Origin of the sequence: Hydrogenophaga aromaticivorans (genome assembly GCF_013387465.1) — a bacterium.
Taxonomy (GTDB): domain Bacteria; phylum Pseudomonadota; class Gammaproteobacteria; order Burkholderiales; family Burkholderiaceae_C; genus Hydrogenophaga; species Hydrogenophaga aromaticivorans.
Map to the genome: position 1 here is coordinate 120549 of NZ_VYGV01000007.1, position 15995 is coordinate 136543.

15 protein-coding genes are annotated in these 15995 nt (G+C 65.1%); 14 read left to right on the forward strand and 1 reads right to left on the reverse strand.

Annotated features, from left to right (window positions below):
• Nucleotides 1–257 precede the first annotated feature (257 nt).
• From F3K02_RS10400 to F3K02_RS10420, 5 genes are all read left to right on the forward strand, one after another.
• Nucleotides 258–1085, forward strand: a complete 828-nt coding sequence (locus F3K02_RS10400; protein ID WP_177135542.1) for an HDOD domain-containing protein — start codon at nt 258–260, stop codon at nt 1083–1085.
• A 93-nt stretch (nt 1086–1178) separates the two neighbouring features.
• Nucleotides 1179–2024 carry an HDOD domain-containing protein gene (locus F3K02_RS10405; RefSeq protein WP_177135871.1) on the forward strand — a complete coding sequence of 282 codons (846 nt, stop codon included), beginning with the start codon at nt 1179–1181 and terminating at the stop codon, nt 2022–2024.
• 48 nt (nt 2025–2072) lie between these two features.
• Complete coding sequence (locus F3K02_RS10410; protein ID WP_177135543.1) at nt 2073–3173, forward strand: patatin-like phospholipase family protein; 1101 nt, start codon at nt 2073–2075, stop codon at nt 3171–3173.
• Nucleotides 3174–3205: 32 nt separating this feature from the next.
• Nucleotides 3206–4153, forward strand: coding sequence for an oxygen-dependent tRNA uridine(34) hydroxylase TrhO (gene trhO, locus F3K02_RS10415; RefSeq protein ID WP_177135544.1), 948 nt, complete (start codon nt 3206–3208; stop codon nt 4151–4153).
• A gap of 121 nt (nt 4154–4274) precedes the next feature.
• The gene (locus F3K02_RS10420) at nt 4275–4808 is read left to right on the forward strand and encodes a porin family protein (RefSeq protein ID WP_177135545.1); all 534 of its coding nucleotides are present in this window, start codon (nt 4275–4277) and stop codon (nt 4806–4808) included.
• Nucleotides 4809–4866: 58 nt separating this feature from the next.
• Here F3K02_RS10420 and F3K02_RS10425 read toward each other — a convergent pair whose 3' ends face one another.
• Entirely contained in the window at nt 4867–5817 is a 951-nt protein-coding gene (locus F3K02_RS10425) for a LysR family transcriptional regulator (RefSeq protein ID WP_177135546.1), read from the reverse strand.
• 114 nt (nt 5818–5931) lie between these two features.
• On the opposite strand from F3K02_RS10425, the gene F3K02_RS10430 reads away from it, so the two are divergent.
• The 9 genes from F3K02_RS10430 (at nt 5932) to fba (ending at nt 15942) form a co-directional block, all read left to right on the forward strand.
• Nucleotides 5932–6636, forward strand: a complete 705-nt coding sequence (locus tag F3K02_RS10430; protein ID WP_425485584.1) for an HAD-IA family hydrolase — start codon at nt 5932–5934, stop codon at nt 6634–6636.
• A 39-nt stretch (nt 6637–6675) separates the two neighbouring features.
• Entirely contained in the window at nt 6676–7359 is a 684-nt protein-coding gene (gene rpe / locus F3K02_RS10435; RefSeq protein WP_177135548.1) for a ribulose-phosphate 3-epimerase, read from the forward strand.
• A 49-nt stretch (nt 7360–7408) separates the two neighbouring features.
• Nucleotides 7409–8506, forward strand: a complete 1098-nt coding sequence (locus tag F3K02_RS10440) for a class 1 fructose-bisphosphatase (protein ID WP_177135549.1) — start codon at nt 7409–7411, stop codon at nt 8504–8506.
• Between the two features lie 133 nt (nt 8507–8639).
• Entirely contained in the window at nt 8640–9518 is an 879-nt protein-coding gene (locus tag F3K02_RS10445) for a phosphoribulokinase (RefSeq protein WP_177135550.1), read from the forward strand.
• A gap of 149 nt (nt 9519–9667) precedes the next feature.
• Nucleotides 9668–11752 (forward strand): transketolase, encoded by a 2085-nt coding sequence (gene tkt, locus F3K02_RS10450; RefSeq protein WP_177135551.1) that lies wholly within the window; start codon nt 9668–9670, stop codon nt 11750–11752.
• A 112-nt stretch (nt 11753–11864) separates the two neighbouring features.
• A complete protein-coding gene (locus tag F3K02_RS10455) occupies nt 11865–12545 on the forward strand; it encodes a phosphoglycolate phosphatase (protein ID WP_177135552.1) in 681 nt (226 codons plus the stop codon).
• Between the two features lie 70 nt (nt 12546–12615).
• Nucleotides 12616–13623, forward strand: coding sequence for a type I glyceraldehyde-3-phosphate dehydrogenase (gap, locus tag F3K02_RS10460; RefSeq protein ID WP_177135553.1), 1008 nt, complete (start codon nt 12616–12618; stop codon nt 13621–13623).
• Nucleotides 13624–13637: 14 nt separating this feature from the next.
• On the forward strand, nt 13638–14837 hold the full coding sequence (locus tag F3K02_RS10465; protein ID WP_177135554.1) for a phosphoglycerate kinase: 1200 nt from the start codon (nt 13638–13640) through the stop codon (nt 14835–14837).
• A 37-nt stretch (nt 14838–14874) separates the two neighbouring features.
• Nucleotides 14875–15942, forward strand: coding sequence for a class II fructose-bisphosphate aldolase (gene fba / locus F3K02_RS10470; protein ID WP_177135555.1), 1068 nt, complete (start codon nt 14875–14877; stop codon nt 15940–15942).
• The last annotated feature ends 53 nt before the right edge of the window (nt 15943–15995 follow it).

A 15995-nucleotide genomic window follows, 5' to 3' on the forward strand; every position in this document is an offset into this window, starting at 1 on the left:
GCGGGAGGGCGGGGCGCCGCGTGACAACAGGTTTGAACCGGCCCGTTCAGGACCCCGCGGGGGGCGCCCGGTCAGCGCGGGGACCTCGTCCGCGCAGCCGGCCTCGGCCATGGCCTCGGCGTTTGCGCGCCTGCAGGGCATGAAAAAGGGCTGAATCCAACCCCGGAGGCCGGGTATTCCGGGGCTCAAGTTGGCGGACGGAGGGCCGATATGGAAGGCAGTCACACACCTTTTCATTTCACGGACTTCCCTTCGCCATGCAACTCGAAGCCCTGCTCAACTACCCCCGCGCCCTGCCGGCGATGCCGCGCACCGTTTCGGATCTGTTGGCCGAGATGAACAAGGAGGACCCCAACCCCAGGCGGGTGGGGGACCTCATCAGCCGCGATCCGGCGCTCACCACGCGGGTGCTACGCCTGTCCAACTCGGCTTTTTTCCGTGTCAGCCGCAAGATCGGCAGCGCCGACGAAGCGGTGGCGCTGCTCGGGCTCACCCATGTGCGCTCGCTCGTCATGGCCGCCGCGCTGGGCTCCAGTTTCAAGAACGTGCCCGGCATCGACCTCAAACAGTTCTGGCGCTACAGCCTGCGCTCGGCTGAAATCGCCCGCTCGCTGGCCGGCCTGCTGCACCAGAACGAGGGCAATGCCTTCACCGCCGGCCTGATTCACGGCATCGGCATCCTGATCATGCACATCGCCATGCCCGACGAAATCGGTCCGGTGGACATGGGGACACCTCCGCTGGATCTCCAGCGTGCTTCGGCGGAGATGGCGGCATTTGGCTACAGCTACGCCGAGGTGGGCGCGGGCATGGTGGAGAAGTGGCAGTTTCCGTCCGAGATGGTCTCTGCATTGGCCAACCAGGTGAGCCCGTTCGAGGGTGAGGCCTACGACCCGCTGGCGGGTCTGCTGCACCTGGCTTCGTGGCGCGCACGGGCCGAAGAGCTGCAACTGGACAACAGCGGTCTGGTGGCCACGTTTCCGGACATGGTCGGCCTCACCCTGGGCCTGGACCTGGACAGTGTGCTCGGCAAAGACCCTTCCGAATGGTCGTTCAGTCAGGCGCTGGGCGCCTTTGTGGACTGAAGCCAGCAAAACCGCTCCAGTCCTGCCGCCAACAGCCGATAGCAGACATACCGACCCTTTTTGAGTTTCAACCCAACCCACTGGCAGGTCACCATGCAGCTCGACAAACTTCTCAAGCAGCCCCAGGCGCTGCCGTCCGCCCCCAAGGTGGTTCGCAAACTGATGGACACGTTCAATCAGGAAGAGGTCGATCTGTTCCAGGCGGCGGCCTACATCGAAGACGACCCGGTGCTCACGGCCAAGCTGCTGAAGATGGCGAACTCGGCCTTCTTCGGCCTGCACCGTTCCGTGGCCACAGCGCGCGATGCCATCAATGTGATGGGCCTGATCAAGGTGCGGGCGCTGGTGATCGGCGCGGCCATGGGCGAAGGCTTTCACTGCGTGGGCGGGATCAACCTCAACCAGTTCTGGCGCTACAGCCTCAACGTGGCCAACCTCTCGCGCTACATCGCGCTGCCGATCAAGATCGACGAAAACACCGCCTTCACCGCAGGACTGGTGCACGGCATCGGCGAGCTGATGATGCACGTCGGCATGCCCGAGGCGATGCTCGATCTGGACCGCAGCATGCACATGCTCGACCTCAAGCGCGCTCGCGCTGAAAAAGGCCTGTTCGGCTACAGCTACGCCGAGGCGGGCGCCGCGCTGGCGCGGGAGTGGCGTTTCCCCAAGAAGATGATCAACGCGATCGAGCACCAGGTGGCACCGTTCGACAACGATGTGTACGAACCCATCGCTGGCGTGATCCACATCGCATCGTGGCGCGCCCGCGCCGAAGAGCTGGCCATCGGCAGCGAAGGCCTGATCAACACCTACCCCGATCCCGTGGGGCTGGTGCTCGGCATCGATCCCGATACCGTGATCGGTGAAGAAATCCCCTCACTCACGCGCGAGGTGGAAGAGCCCGAAGAAGCCGAAACCGTGACCCAGGGGCATTGATCCTTCCTGGCGTCCGATGATCGCCGGCTGCGAGACAATCGTGGCCCTATGCAAGCGCTCCGCCTTTATGCCGGCCCCAAGGCACGGCAACACATCGAACAGCACGGCCTGCGCCCGCAGGACGTGGGCACGGTGCCGGCCGCAGCCGGAGGCCCCAAGGGCCTGATACTGGGGCCACTGGACCGTTTCATTTTTGGTCACTGGCTGACCCAGAGCGCTCAACCGGTGCATCTGGTGGGCGCTTCGATCGGCGCCTGGCGCATGGCCACCGCCTGCCTGCAGGGCACCGCCAGCGCGCTGGAACGGCTGGAGCGCGATTACATTGCCCAACACATCGCCTTGCCGTCCGGCCAGAAGCGCGCGACGGCGGCACAGATCAGTCGCCATTTCCGCGGCAACCTGCAGGCCTTTTTCGGCGGGCGCGTCGGTGAGGTGCTGCAGCACCCGCGCTACCAGCTGCACGTCGTTGCCTCGCGGGGGCGCCGCCTGCTCGCGGGCGACGGGCCATGGCGAACACCGCTGGGTTACCTGGGTGCGTTCATGGCCAACGCCGTGCATCGCCGGGCGCTGGGTGGCTGGCTGGAGCGTGTCGTGTTCTCGACGCCGGTCGCTGACCCAGTCTCCAGGGCAGATGCCATGCTCCCGTTCGAAACGGCCGACCTTCGCACGCGCCAGGCGCCCTTGCGCGAAGACAACTTCATGGACGCGCTGCAGGCCAGTTGCTCGATTCCCTTCATGCTCCAGCCCGTGCAAGGCATTGCGGGTGCGCCACCGGGGCCCTATTGGGACGGCGGCATCACCGACTACCACCTGCACCTGCGCTACCGCAGCAACCCGGCGGCGCCGCTCGTGCTCTACCCGCATTTCCAGCAGGCGGTGGTGCCCGGCTGGCTCGACAAGTCCTGGAAGCGCCGCCACCGCTCCAGCCCGGCGCTGGACCACATGGTGGTGATCGCGCCCGACCCGGCCTGGGTCAAGACCCTGCCCAACGGCAAACTGCCCGACCGCAGCGACTTCACGCACTACGGCCAGGACATCAACAGCCGCCAGCGCGTCTGGAGCGGTGCCACCGCTGCCGCCGCGCAACTCGCCGACGAGTTCGCACAGTGGCTGGAGCGCCCCGACCTTTCGCGCATCGAGGCGTTGTAGGGCGGGCCGGGTGCGAGGGGATAATTCCGCCCATGGAATCTGCCCCGCGCTACCTCACCGCCGCCCTCTACAAATTCGTGGACCTGCCCGATTTCGAGGCGCTGCGCGAACCGCTGCAAGCCTGTTGCGAGGCGCACCAGGTCAAGGGCACGCTGCTGCTGGCGAGCGAAGGCATCAACGGCACCATCGCAGGCCTGGAGCCGGGCGTGCGCGCGGTGCTGGCGCACCTGCGGGCCGATCCCCGCCTGGCGACGCTGCAACACAAGGAGGCCTGGGCCCACAAGCCGCCTTTCCTGCGCATGAAGGTGCGCCTGAAAAAGGAAATCGTCACCTTGCGCGTGCCTGGGCTGGACCCGAACAAGACCGTGGGCCAGTACGTCAAACCCCAGGACTGGAACGCCCTGGTGGCCGACCCGGACGTGCTGCTCATCGACACCCGCAACGACTACGAGGTTGCCATCGGCAGTTTTCAGGGCGCGATCAACCCGAACATCAAGACCTTCACCGAGCTGCCCGCCTGGCTCGATGCCCAGCCCGCCTTGCAGGGCGAGAAGAAACCCCGCGTGGCGATGTTCTGCACCGGCGGCATCCGCTGCGAGAAGTCCACGGCGTTGATGAAGATGCACGGGTTTGAAGAGGTCTACCACCTGGAAGGCGGCATCCTCAAGTACCTGGAAGAGGTGCCTCCCGAACAGAGCACCTGGGAGGGCGAGTGTTTTGTGTTTGATGAACGCGTGAGCGTGGGCCACGGCCTGCAGACCGGTCCGCACGAGCTCTGCCGGTCCTGCCGCTGGCCGCTGGACGCGGAGGACAAAGCCTCGGAGCACTACGTCAAGGGCGTGAGCTGTGCCCATTGCCACGACCAGCGCAGCCCCGAACAAAAGGCCCAGCTGGCCGAACGGCAGCGCCAGGTCGAGCTCGCCGAGGCGCGCGGGGAAGTGCACGTGGGCGCCCACATGCCTGGCCACGGTCCCCGCTGAGGTGAGCAGCCGTTGCGACTGCGTCGCTTCCGTAAAGCAGGTAACGCTTGAACACATGCGGCGTTTTCGCGCAGGTTCGTCCCTAGACTGGGGCTTCCTCAACAACGCTCAAGGAGTGTTCATGAAACGCCTGATTCCTTTGTTCGCCGTGGCCACGCTCGCCGCTGCCTCCGCTTCTGTTCAAGCCGAGGGCCTGTACGGCGAAGTCGGCTACACGCCGCTGAAGCTGGAAAGCAGTGTCGGTGGTCTCGATTTCTCCTCCAAACCGTCCAACGTGCGCGGCATCATCGGCTATGAGCTGAGCAACAACCTGGCCGTCGAGGGCATGCTTGGTCTCAGCGCGCAGGACTCGTCCGTGAAGGTGAACGGCATCAATTCCGGTGTCAAGGCCGAGGTGGACAACATGGTCGGTGTCTTCGTCAAGCCCAAGATCGAGGTGGTCGAAGGACTGGAGCTCTTCGGTCGCCTGGGTGCGGCACGCACCAAGCTCTCCGTCGGCAACGAGACCGACAGCGCCACCTCGGTGGCCTATGGCCTCGGCGCGAGCTACAAGCTCAACAGCGCGCTCTCGCTCAACGCCGACTACATGACCTACCACGACAAGGACGACACCACCCTCAAGGGTGTGACGGTCGGGGTCGGCTACAAGTTCTGACGAAAGGCAGCGTCATCACCGTTCTGGCGGGTCCGTCAGAGCGGTGGTGCCCCGCCGTTCACCCCACGGACGGCGCGGGCGGCAGCTTGAGCAGGCTGCCGTATTTTTCGGCCAGGTGGCTCTCGGCCCGCTCCAGCATGAAATAACGGAACGCTTCGGCCGCGGGCGACAGCAGCTTGGACAAGGTGTGCACCACGTTCCAGGCGCGGATGATGGGTGTGCCTTCCACGTCCAGCGTCGCGATCAGTCCGTGCTCCAGCTCCAGACCGATGGTGTGCAGCGACAGGAAACTGATGCCCATGCCGGCCATCACGGCCTGCTTGATGGTTTCGTTGCTGGCCATCTCCATCACCACGCGCGGCTCCATGCGCGACGTCTCCAGAAATTTTTCCATCGCGGCGCGCGTGCCAGAACCACGCTCGCGCAGGATGAAGCCGTAGGGCCGCAGGCTGTCCACCGTGGGATGACCCACCTTGAGAAGAGGGTGGTCGGTGGGCGCCACGAACACATGCGGGTGCGCGGCAAAGGGTTCGGCCCGCGTGGCCAGTTCCTTGGGCGGGCGGCCCATGACGGCGATGTCCACCTCGTTGCCGTGCAGCATCTTCACCAGCTGCTCCCGGTTGCCCACGGCGAGCCGGATTTCCACCCCCTCGTGTTCGTGCTGGAACTCGGCCAGCAGCCTCGGGAGGAAGTATTTCGCCGTGCTGACCATGCCAATGGTCAGCGTGCCCACCTCCAGCCGCTGCAGCCGCGCGGCCGCGTCTTCGGCGTCCTTGAGGGTGGCGATCACCTTGCGCGCGTAGACCAGCATGTATTCGCCCGCCGTGGTCAGGGCCACCTGGCGCCCGTTGCGCTCGAACAGGGGCAGGCCCACGTGCCCCTCCAGTTCCTTGACCTGCATGGTCACGGCCGGTGGCGTGAGGTGCAAAACCTCGGCGGCCCGGGCAAAACTCAGGTGTTTGGCGACCTCAGTGAAAACCCTGAGTTGGCGGAAGGTGGCGTTCTTCATTAAGTGATCACTTAACTGAATTTCAATAAATCGTGAATTTACCTTATTTAAGTCCATCCCTATAGTCCGTTCATCACCCCGTGTTTCCGGGGTTTCTGAACAGGTGAATCCATGCTGAACGCCCTGATTTTTGATGTCGATGGCACCCTGGCCGACACGGAAAGCGTGCACCTGGAAGCGTTCAACCACGCCTTCCGGCAAGAGGGCCTGGACTGGCACTGGAGCACCGAACAGTACACCCAGCTGCTCGACATTTCGGGCGGCAAGGAGCGCATGCTGCACCACTGGCGCACGGTGGACCCCGACATGAAAGAGGTGGACGCCGGTGCGCTCACCGACACCATCAACCGCCTGCACGAGATCAAGACCGCGTACTACGAAAACGCCGTCAACAGCGGCGCCGTGACACTGCGCCCGGGCGTGCTGGCGCTCATGAGCGAAGCGCGTGCCCAGGGCCTGCAGCTGGCCATTGCCACCACCACCTCGCCGGTCAACATTGCCGCGCTGATGCGCTCGGCCATCGGCCTGGACTGGCGCTCGCATTTCCTGGCCGTTGGCGATGCGAGCAACGCACCGATCAAGAAACCGAACCCGCAGGTCTACATGAAGGTACTGGCCGACATGGGCATGCGCGCGGCCGACTGCGTGGCCTTCGAAGACTCGTCCAACGGCCTGCGCGCCGCCACCGCCGCCGGGCTCGACACGGTCATCACCCCCAACAGCTTCACCGCCCACCACGATTTCAAGGGCGCGTTGCGCGTCGTGCCCGACCTGAGCCAGGTCAATGTGGCGCGGCTCAGGGAATGGCACAACCGCTGAAACGCCCCGCGATCCTTCTCTTCAATTTCCAGGCTTCCCATGACCATCCGCATCGCTCCTTCCATCCTGTCTGCCGACTTTTCCCGCCTGGGTGAAGAAGTGCGCGCCATCGAGGCCGCCGGGGCCGACCTGGTGCACTTTGACGTGATGGACAACCACTACGTGCCCAACCTCACCATCGGCCCGCTGGTCTGCGAGGCGATCCGTCCGCACGTGAAGATCGGGATCGACGTGCACCTCATGGTCGAGCCGGTGGACGCGCTGATCCCGCTGTTTGCCAAGGCCGGCGCCAACATCATCACCTTCCACCCCGAAGCCAGCCGCCATGTCGACCGCACGCTGCAGCTGATCCGCGACCACGGCTGCAAGGCCGGCCTGGTGTTCAACCCGGCCACACCGTTGTCGCTGATGGACCACGTGATGGACAAACTTGACGTGGTGCTGCTCATGAGCGTGAACCCCGGTTTTGGCGGGCAGAAGTTCATCCCCGGCACCTTGCCGAAACTGCTCGAAGCCCGCCAGCGCATCGACACCCACATGGCCAACGGCGGCCAGACCATCTGGCTCGAAGTGGACGGCGGCGTGAAGGTCGACAACATCGGCGAGATCGTGGCCGCGGGTGCCGACACCCTGGTGGCCGGCAGCGCCGTGTTTGGTGCGCCCGACAACAACGGTGGCTACCACACCGTCATGAAGCAGCTCCGCAAGAACGCCAGCGCCTGAAGCACGGCGCCACCACCCAACGAATTCTGCAACTTCCCGAAAGCCCTCCATGACCACGCGCCGCCGCTTCACCCTCACGCAATACCTGATCGAACAACGCCGCCGCTTTCCCAGCGCCAGTGGTGACTTCAACGCGCTGCTGCTCGACGTGGCGCTGGCCTGCAAGGCCATCGCGCGCACGGTGGCCTTTGGTGACCTCGGCAGCATGCTCGGCCAGCCCGCGCCCGACGTCACGACCAGCGTCAACGTGCAGGGTGAAGAGCAGAAGAAGCTCGACGTCATCAGCAACGAATACTTCACGCAGATGACCGAGTGGGGCGGTCACCTCGCGGGCATGGCGTCCGAAGAGATGGACCACCCCTACCAGATCCCGGCCACCATGCAGCGCGGCAAATACATGCTGGTGTTCGACCCGCTCGACGGCTCCAGCAACATCGACGTGAACGTCACGGTCGGCAGCATCTTCAGCGTGCTGCGCGCGCCGCAGGACGTGATCGACAGCGGGCGCGACGTGGTCGAGGCCGACTTCCTGCAGCCCGGCACCGAGCAACTCGCCGCCGGCTATGCGCTCTACGGCCCCACCACCATGCTGGTGCTCACCGTGGGCAATGGCGTGGCCGGCTTCACGCTGGACCCGAACCTGGGCCAGTTCATGCTGACGCACCCGAACATGCAGATCCCCGAAGACACGCACGAGTTCGCCATCAACGCCTCCAACAGCCGCTTCTGGGAAGCGCCGGTCAAGCGCTACGTGGACGAGTGCTTGGCAGGCAAGACCGGCGCACGAGGCAAGGACTTCAACATGCGCTGGATCGCCAGCATGGTGGCCGAGGCACACCGCATCCTCATGCGCGGTGGGATTTTCATGTACCCGCGCGATACCAAGGACGCCGCCAAGCACGGCCGCCTGCGCCTGCTCTACGAAGCCAACCCGGTGGGCATGATCATCGAACAGGCTGGCGGCCGCGCCAGCACCGGCCGCGAGCCCATGCTGACTGTGCAGCCCACCGCGCTGCACCAGCGCATCGGCCTGGTGTTCGGCAGCAAGAACGAAGTGGAGCGCATCGAGCGTTACCACCGCGAGCCAGGCGCCTACAAGGACGACGCGAATCCGCTGTTTGCCGAGCGCTCCCTTTTCAGGGATTGACCACTACCGCGCCGCGCCCAAGGGCGCGTCACCCCCTCAAGGGGGCGGCACTGGCGACCCGGCAAAGCCGGTTCCGCGGCGCCCTTGGTGAGCTTCCCCTCTGCTGAACTGATTTTGTTTTTTGGAGAACTTCATGTCTGAACGCCATCCCATCATCGCCATCACGGGCTCGTCGGGCGCAGGTACGTCCACCGTCACCCGCACCTTCCAGAACATCTTCCGCCGCGAGAACGTGACCGCCGGCATCATCGAGGGCGACAGTTTCCACCGCTACGACCGCAAGGAAATGAAGGTCAAGGCGGCTGAGGCCGAGAGAGCCGGCAACAACAACTTCAGCCACTTCGGCGCCGAGGCCAACCTGTTCGGGGAGATCGAGAACCTGTTCCGCACCTACAGCGAAACCGGCCAGGGTAAGTGCCGCAAATACCTGCACAACGCCGAAGAGGCAGCGCCCTACAAGCAGGAACCGGGCACGTTCACCGCCTGGGAAGACCTGCCCCAGGGCACCGACATGTTGTTCTACGAAGGCCTGCACGGCGCCGTGGTCACGCCCGAGCACAACGTGGCGCAGTACCCGGATCTGCTGGTCGGCGTGGTGCCCGTGATCAACCTGGAGTGGATCCAGAAGCTCTACCGCGACAAGAACATGCGCGGCTACAGCGCCGACGCGGTGACCGACACCATCCTGCGCCGCATGCCCGACTACGTGAACTACATCACCCCGCAGTTCCAGCACACGCACGTGAACTTCCAGCGTGTGCCGATCGTGGACACCAGCAACCCCTTCGTGGCGCGCGACGTGCCCACCGCCGACGAGAGCATGGTGGTGATCCGTTTTGCCCAGCCCAAGGGCATCGACTTCCAGTACCTGCTCAACATGATCAACGGTTCCATGATGAGCCGTGCCAACACCATCGTGGTGCCGGGCGGGAAGATGGAGCTGGCAATGCAGCTGATCTTCACGCCGTTCATCTGGCGGATGGTGGAACGCAAGAAGCGCGTCATGAATTGACCCCCCCGCGCCGCGCCCAGGGGCGCGTCACCCCCCAGGGGGCAACGCGAGTGGCCCGGCAAAGCCGGCTCCACCGCGTTCCCGGTCGGAGTCACTTCACTCGACCGGCCATTGAGACACGAGACAAACATCCGTCACGAGGACACACCATGACGACAACTCCCAACCCCGAACTCGCCCGCCAGATGGCGAACGCCATCCGCATGCTCGCCGTGGACGCGGTGGAAAAGGCCAAGTCCGGCCACCCCGGCGCGCCCATGGGCATGGCCGACATTGCCGAGGTGCTGTGGAACCGCCACTTGAAGCACAACCCGGGCAACCCGCACTGGCCCGACCGCGACCGTTTCGTGCTGTCCAACGGCCACGGCTCGATGCTGATCTACGCGCTGCTGCACCTCACCGGCTACGACCTGCCGATGAGCGAGCTGAAGAATTTCCGCCAGCTGCACAGCAAGACCGCAGGCCACCCCGAAGTGGGCATCACCCCCGGTGTGGAAACCACCACCGGCCCGCTGGGCCAGGGCATCACCAACGCCGTGGGCATGGCGCTGGCCGAGAAGCTGCTTGCTCAGGAGTTCAACCGCGAAGACGAAACCGTCAGCCACCACATCGTCGACCACTTCACCTACGCGTTCCTCGGTGACGGCTGCATGATGGAAGGCATCAGCCACGAGGCCTGCGCACTCGCCGGCACGCTGCGCCTCTCGAAACTGGTGGCGTTCTACGACGACAACGGCATCTCCATCGACGGCCACGTCGAAGGCTGGTTCACCGACGACACGCCCAAGCGCTTCGACGCCTACGGCTGGCACGTGATCCCCAACGTGGACGGCCACAACCCCGCCGCCATCGAAGCCGCACTGCTGGAGGCGAAGAAGCAGGGTGTGTTGCCCCACGGCAAACCCACGCTGATCTGCTGCAAGACCGTGATCGGCATGGGCTCGCCCAACAAGGCCGGCACGCACGACGTGCACGGCGCTGCGCTGGGTGCGGCCGAGGTGCAGGCCACCCGCGAGCAACTGGGCTGGACCGCACCACCGTTCGAGATTCCGGCCGAGATCGCCTCCGCCTGGAACGCCACCGAGCGCGGCGCTGCGGCCGAACGCGCCTGGCGCGAACGCTTCGAGGCCTACCGCGCGCAGTACCCGCTGGAAGCGGCCGAGTTCGAGCGCCGCATGGCCGGTGATCTGCTGCCCGCGTTCGCCGACAAACTGCCCGAGGTGCTGGAAGCCATCGCCGCCAAGACCGACGCTTTCGCCACCCGGAAGTCCAGCCAGAACGCCCTCGACGTGCTGGCACCGCTGGTGCCCGAATTCTTCGGCGGCAGCGCCGACCTGACCGGTTCCAACCTCACCAACTTCAAAGGTTGCGTGAAGGCCGGGCGCGACGCCTGGGGCAACCACATGAGCTACGGCGTCCGCGAGTTCGGCATGGCCGCGATCATGAACGGCATTGCGCTGCACGGCGGCTACATCCCTTACGGTGGCACCTTCCTCACGTTCTCCGACTACAGCCGCAACGCGATCCGCATGGCCGCGCTGATGAAGCAACGCGTGATCCACGTGTTCACGCACGACTCCATCGGCCTCGGCGAAGACGGACCAACGCACCAGAGCGTTGAGCACGTGCCCAGCCTGCGCCTCATTCCCGGCCTGGACGTGTGGCGCCCGGCCGATGGCCTGGAGACCGCCGTGGCCTGGGCCTGCGCCATCGAACGCCGTGACGGCCCGAGCGCGCTTTGCCTCTCGCGCCAGAATCTGCCGCGCCTGAGCGACGTGTCCATGGTCGCGAAGATCCGCAAGGGTGGCTACGTGCTGGCCGAGGGCAAGCACCCGAAGGCGGTGATCCTGGCCACGGGTTCCGAAACCTCGCTGGCGATGGAAGCCCATGCAGCGCTCGCTGCCGAAGGCATCAGCACCCGCGTGGTGTCCATGCCCAGCAGCAACGTGTTTGACCGCCAGTCCGAGGCCTACCAGGACATGGTGCTGCCGCTGGCCCTGCCCACGGTGGCGGTGGAGGCTGCGCACCCGGACTTCTGGCGCAAATATGTCGGCCGTACCGGTGTGGTGGTGGGTATTGCGACGTTTGGCGAATCCGCGCCGGCGAAAGACCTGTACCAGCACTTCGGCATCACCAGCGCGCGCGTGTGCGATGCCGTGCGCACCCTGGTGCACCGCGCGGCGCACCGCCGCGAAGAGGCGTTGCCCGAGCACATCGTCCCCGGATCGCACTGAACCACCCCCGTCGCTGCGCTCCGCCCCTCAAGGGGCAGCGCCTGCGGCCTGGCAAAGCCAGTTCCGCGGCGCTTCTGGGCCAGCTTCCCCTCATCGAACCTGAGTGCCTGATGTGAGTACCTCTTATCCCTACGACCTCATCCTGTTCGACCTCGACGGCACGCTGATCGAGACAGCCCCCGAGATCGCCGACGCGGTCAACGACACGCTCACCCAGTTTCAGCTGCCGCTGGTGACGCAGCAGCAGGTGAACGACTGGATCGGCCACGGCACGCGCGAGCTGCTGATCCAGGCGCTCGCCTTCACCGGTGACACCACGGCCGACACGGTGCGCCAGTCCGACAGCTTCAAGCTCATCGAGCACGAGTTCGGCAAGCACTATCAGCAGCGCTGCGGCACGCGCAGCCACCTCTACCCGCACGTGCGCGAAACCCTGCAGGTGCTGCGCGCTGCGGGCGTGAAGCTGGTGGTGATGACCAACAAGGAAGGGCGTTACACCCAGACGGTGCTCGATGCGCACCAGATGGCACCCCTGTTCGACCGCGTCATCAGCGGCGACACCTTGCCGGTGAAGAAGCCCAACCCGGCCGGTATCACCGATTGCCTGAAGCAATTCGGCATGAGCAGCGATCGTGCGCTGTTCGTGGGCGACTCCAGCATCGACGTGGCCACCGCGCGCAACGCGGGCATCGCCGTCTGGGCGCTGCCCTATGGCTACAACATGGGTGAGCCCATCGAGGCCTGCAACCCCGACCGCGTGATCCCCGACTTTTCGGCGTTGACCACCCAGTAGGCGGGTTGACACTCCACAGCCCGCCGCTGAACGCCATTTCTTTATTCCTCACTTCAAAGGTAGATTTCTCATGACCATCAAGATCGGTATCAACGGCTTCGGGCGCATCGGGCGCATGGTGTTCCGCGCTGTCACGAAGGAAGCCGAATTCAAGGACATCGTGGTCGTCGGCATCAACGACCTGCTGGAGCCCGAGTACCTGGCCTACATGCTGCAGTACGACAGCGTACACGGTCGTTTCAAGGGCACAGTGGCTGTCGAGGGCAACCACCTTGTCGTCAACGGCAAGAAAATCCGCCTGACCGCCGAGAAGGACCCGGCCAACCTGAAGTGGAATGAGATCGGTGCCGACGTCGTGGTCGAGTCCACTGGCTTCTTCCTGACCGGCGATACCTGCCAGAAGCACATTGATGCCGGTGCGAAAAAGGTGGTGCAGTCCGCGCCTTCGAAGGATGCGACACCGATGTTCGTCTACGGCGTGAACCACGCCAAGTACGCGGGCGAGGCCATCGTCTCCGCGGCGTCCTGCACCACCAACTGCCTGGCCCCCGTGGCCAAGGTGCTGAACGACAGCTTCGGCATCAAGCGCGGCCTGATGACCACCGTGCACGCCGCCACCGCGACGCAGAAGACCGTGGACGGCCCCTCCAGCAAAGACTGGCGCGGCGGCCGCGGCATCCTGGAGAACATCATTCCCTCGTCCACTGGCGCGGCCAAGGCTGTGGGCGTGGTGCTCCCCGAGCTGAACAAGAAGCTTACCGGCATGGCCTTCCGCGTGCCCACCTCCGACGTGTCGGTGGTGGACCTGACCGTCGAGCTGAACCAGGAAGCCAGCTACGAAGACATCTGCAAGGCCATGAAGGCGGCTTCGGAAGGGGCGCTCAAGGGCGTGCTGGGCTACACCAGCGACAAGGTGGTGTCCACCGACTTCCGCGGCTGCTCCATGCCCTCCATCTTCGACGCCGAAGCCGGCATCGCGCTGGACAGCACCTTCGTCAAGGTCGTGGCCTGGTACGACAACGAGTACGGCTACACCTGCAACATGATGCGCTTCGTGCAGCACGTTGGTCGCAACTGATCCGGGTGATCGCCATGAAATTCCTCCGATTCAGCGACGTGTGTGCCAGCGGCTTTGCCAGCGGCAAACGTATCTTCATCCGCGCCGACCTCAACGTGCCGCAGGACGACGCGGGCAACATCACCGAAGACACGCGCATCCGCGCCAGCATCCCCGCGATCCAGATGGCGCTGGACGCCGGTGCCGCCGTCATGGTGACCTCGCACCTGGGCCGTCCTACCGAAGGCGAATTCAAACCTGCCGACTCATTGACTCCTGTCGCGGCCCGCATGGGCCAGCTCATGGGTCGCAACATCCGCGTCGTCGCCAACTGGGTGGACGGCGACTTCTCCGTGGCGCCCGGTGAGGTGGTGATGCTGGAGAACTGCCGTCTGAACAAAGGCGAGAAGAAGAACAGCCCCGAACTCGCCCAGAAGCTCGGTGCCTTGTGCGACATCTTCGTGCACGACGCCTTCGGCACCGCACACCGCGCCGAAGGCAGCACCTACGGCATCGCCGAGACCGCGCCGATCGCCTGCGCCGGCCCGCTGCTCGCCGCCGAGATGGACGCCATCGGCAAGGCCCTGGCCAACCCGAAGCGCCCGCTGATCGCCATCGTCGCCGGCAGCAAGGTGAGCACCAAGCTCACCATCCTGCAGGCGCTGGCGAAAAACGTGGACGGCCTGATCGTTGGCGGCGGCATCGCCAACACCTTCATGCTCGCCGCCGGTCTGAAGATCGGCAAGAGCCTGGCCGAACCCGACCTGATCGGCGAAGCCAAAGCCGTGATCGACGCCATGAAAGCGCGCGGCGCGGCGGTGCCGATCCCGACCGACGTGGTCTGCGCCAAGAGCTTCAGCCCCGACGCAGTGGCCACGGTCAAGGCCGCCACCGACGTGGCCGACGACGACCTGATCCTGGACATCGGCCCTGAGACCGCGCAGCTGCTGGCCGAACAACTCAAGAAGGCCGGCACCATCGTCTGGAACGGCCCGGTGGGCGTGTTCGAGTTCGCCGCCTTCGAGAACGGCACCAAGGTCATCGCGCACGCGATCGCCGAGAGCAGCGCCTTCAGCATCGCCGGTGGTGGCGACACCTTGGCGGCGATCGCCAAGTACGGCATCGAGAAGGACGTGGGTTACATCTCCACCGGTGGTGGCGCCTTCCTCGAAGTGCTGGAGGGCAAGACACTACCGGCCTTCGAGGTGTTGGCGCGCAGAGCCGAGACCCCCTGATTTCCGACTTCAACTCATCTTTCCAAGGAAATTCCCCATGGCACTCATCTCCCTTCGCCAGCTGCTCGACCACGCCGCCGAGCACAACTACGGCCTGCCGGCCTTCAACGTCAACAACATGGAGCAGGTGCAGGCCATCATGCAGGCGGCCGACAAGGTGAACAGCCCCGTGATCCTGCAGGGATCGGCCGGTGCGCGCTCGTATGCGGGCGAGCCCTTCCTGCGCCATCTGATCTCGGCCGCGATCGAGATGTACCCCCACATCCCCGTCTGCATGCACCAGGACCACGGCGCCGCGCCCGCCATCTGTTTCCGCTCCATCCAGTCGGGCTTCAGCTCGGTGATGATGGACGGCAGCCTGCTGGCCGACGGCAAGACGCCGTCGAGCTACGAGTACAACGTCAATACCACCAAGCAGGTGGTGGACCTGGCCCACGCCTGCGGCGTGTCGGTCGAAGGTGAACTCGGTTGCCTGGGTTCGCTGGAAACCGGCAAGGCCGGCGAAGAGGACGGCCACGGCGCCGAAGGCGAGATGGACCACTCCATGCTGCTGACCGACCCCGACGAAGCCGCGGACTTCGTGAGCAAGACCCAGGTGGACGCGCTGGCCATCGCCATCGGCACCAGCCACGGCGCCTACAAGTTCAGCAGCAAGCCCAGCGGCAAGGTGTTGCGCATCGACCGCGTGAAAGAGATCCACCAGCGCATTCCCAACGTGCACCTGGTGATGCACGGTTCGTCCAGCGTGCCGGAAGACTGGCTGGCCATCATCAACCAGTACGGTGGCGACATGGGCGTCACCTACGGCGTGCCGGTGGAAGAGATCGTGGAAGGCATCCGGAACGGCGTGCGCAAGGTCAACATCGACACCGACCTGCGCATGGCCAGCACCGGCGCGATCCGCAAGCACCTGGCCGAAGACCGCAAGAACTTCGACCCGCGCAAGTTCTACAAGGAAGCCACCAAGGCGATGCAGGCGATCTGTGCAGCACGCTACGAGGCCTTCGGTGCCGCCGGCATGGCCAGCAAGATCACCCAGGTGCACAGCCTGGAGACGATGCAGAAGCGCTACGACAAAGGTGAGCTCGCCGCCAAGGTGGCCTGAGCCAATCGCGAGGGAGCAGCGACAGCCCCTCCGGCGCGAAATGTCCCAACCCA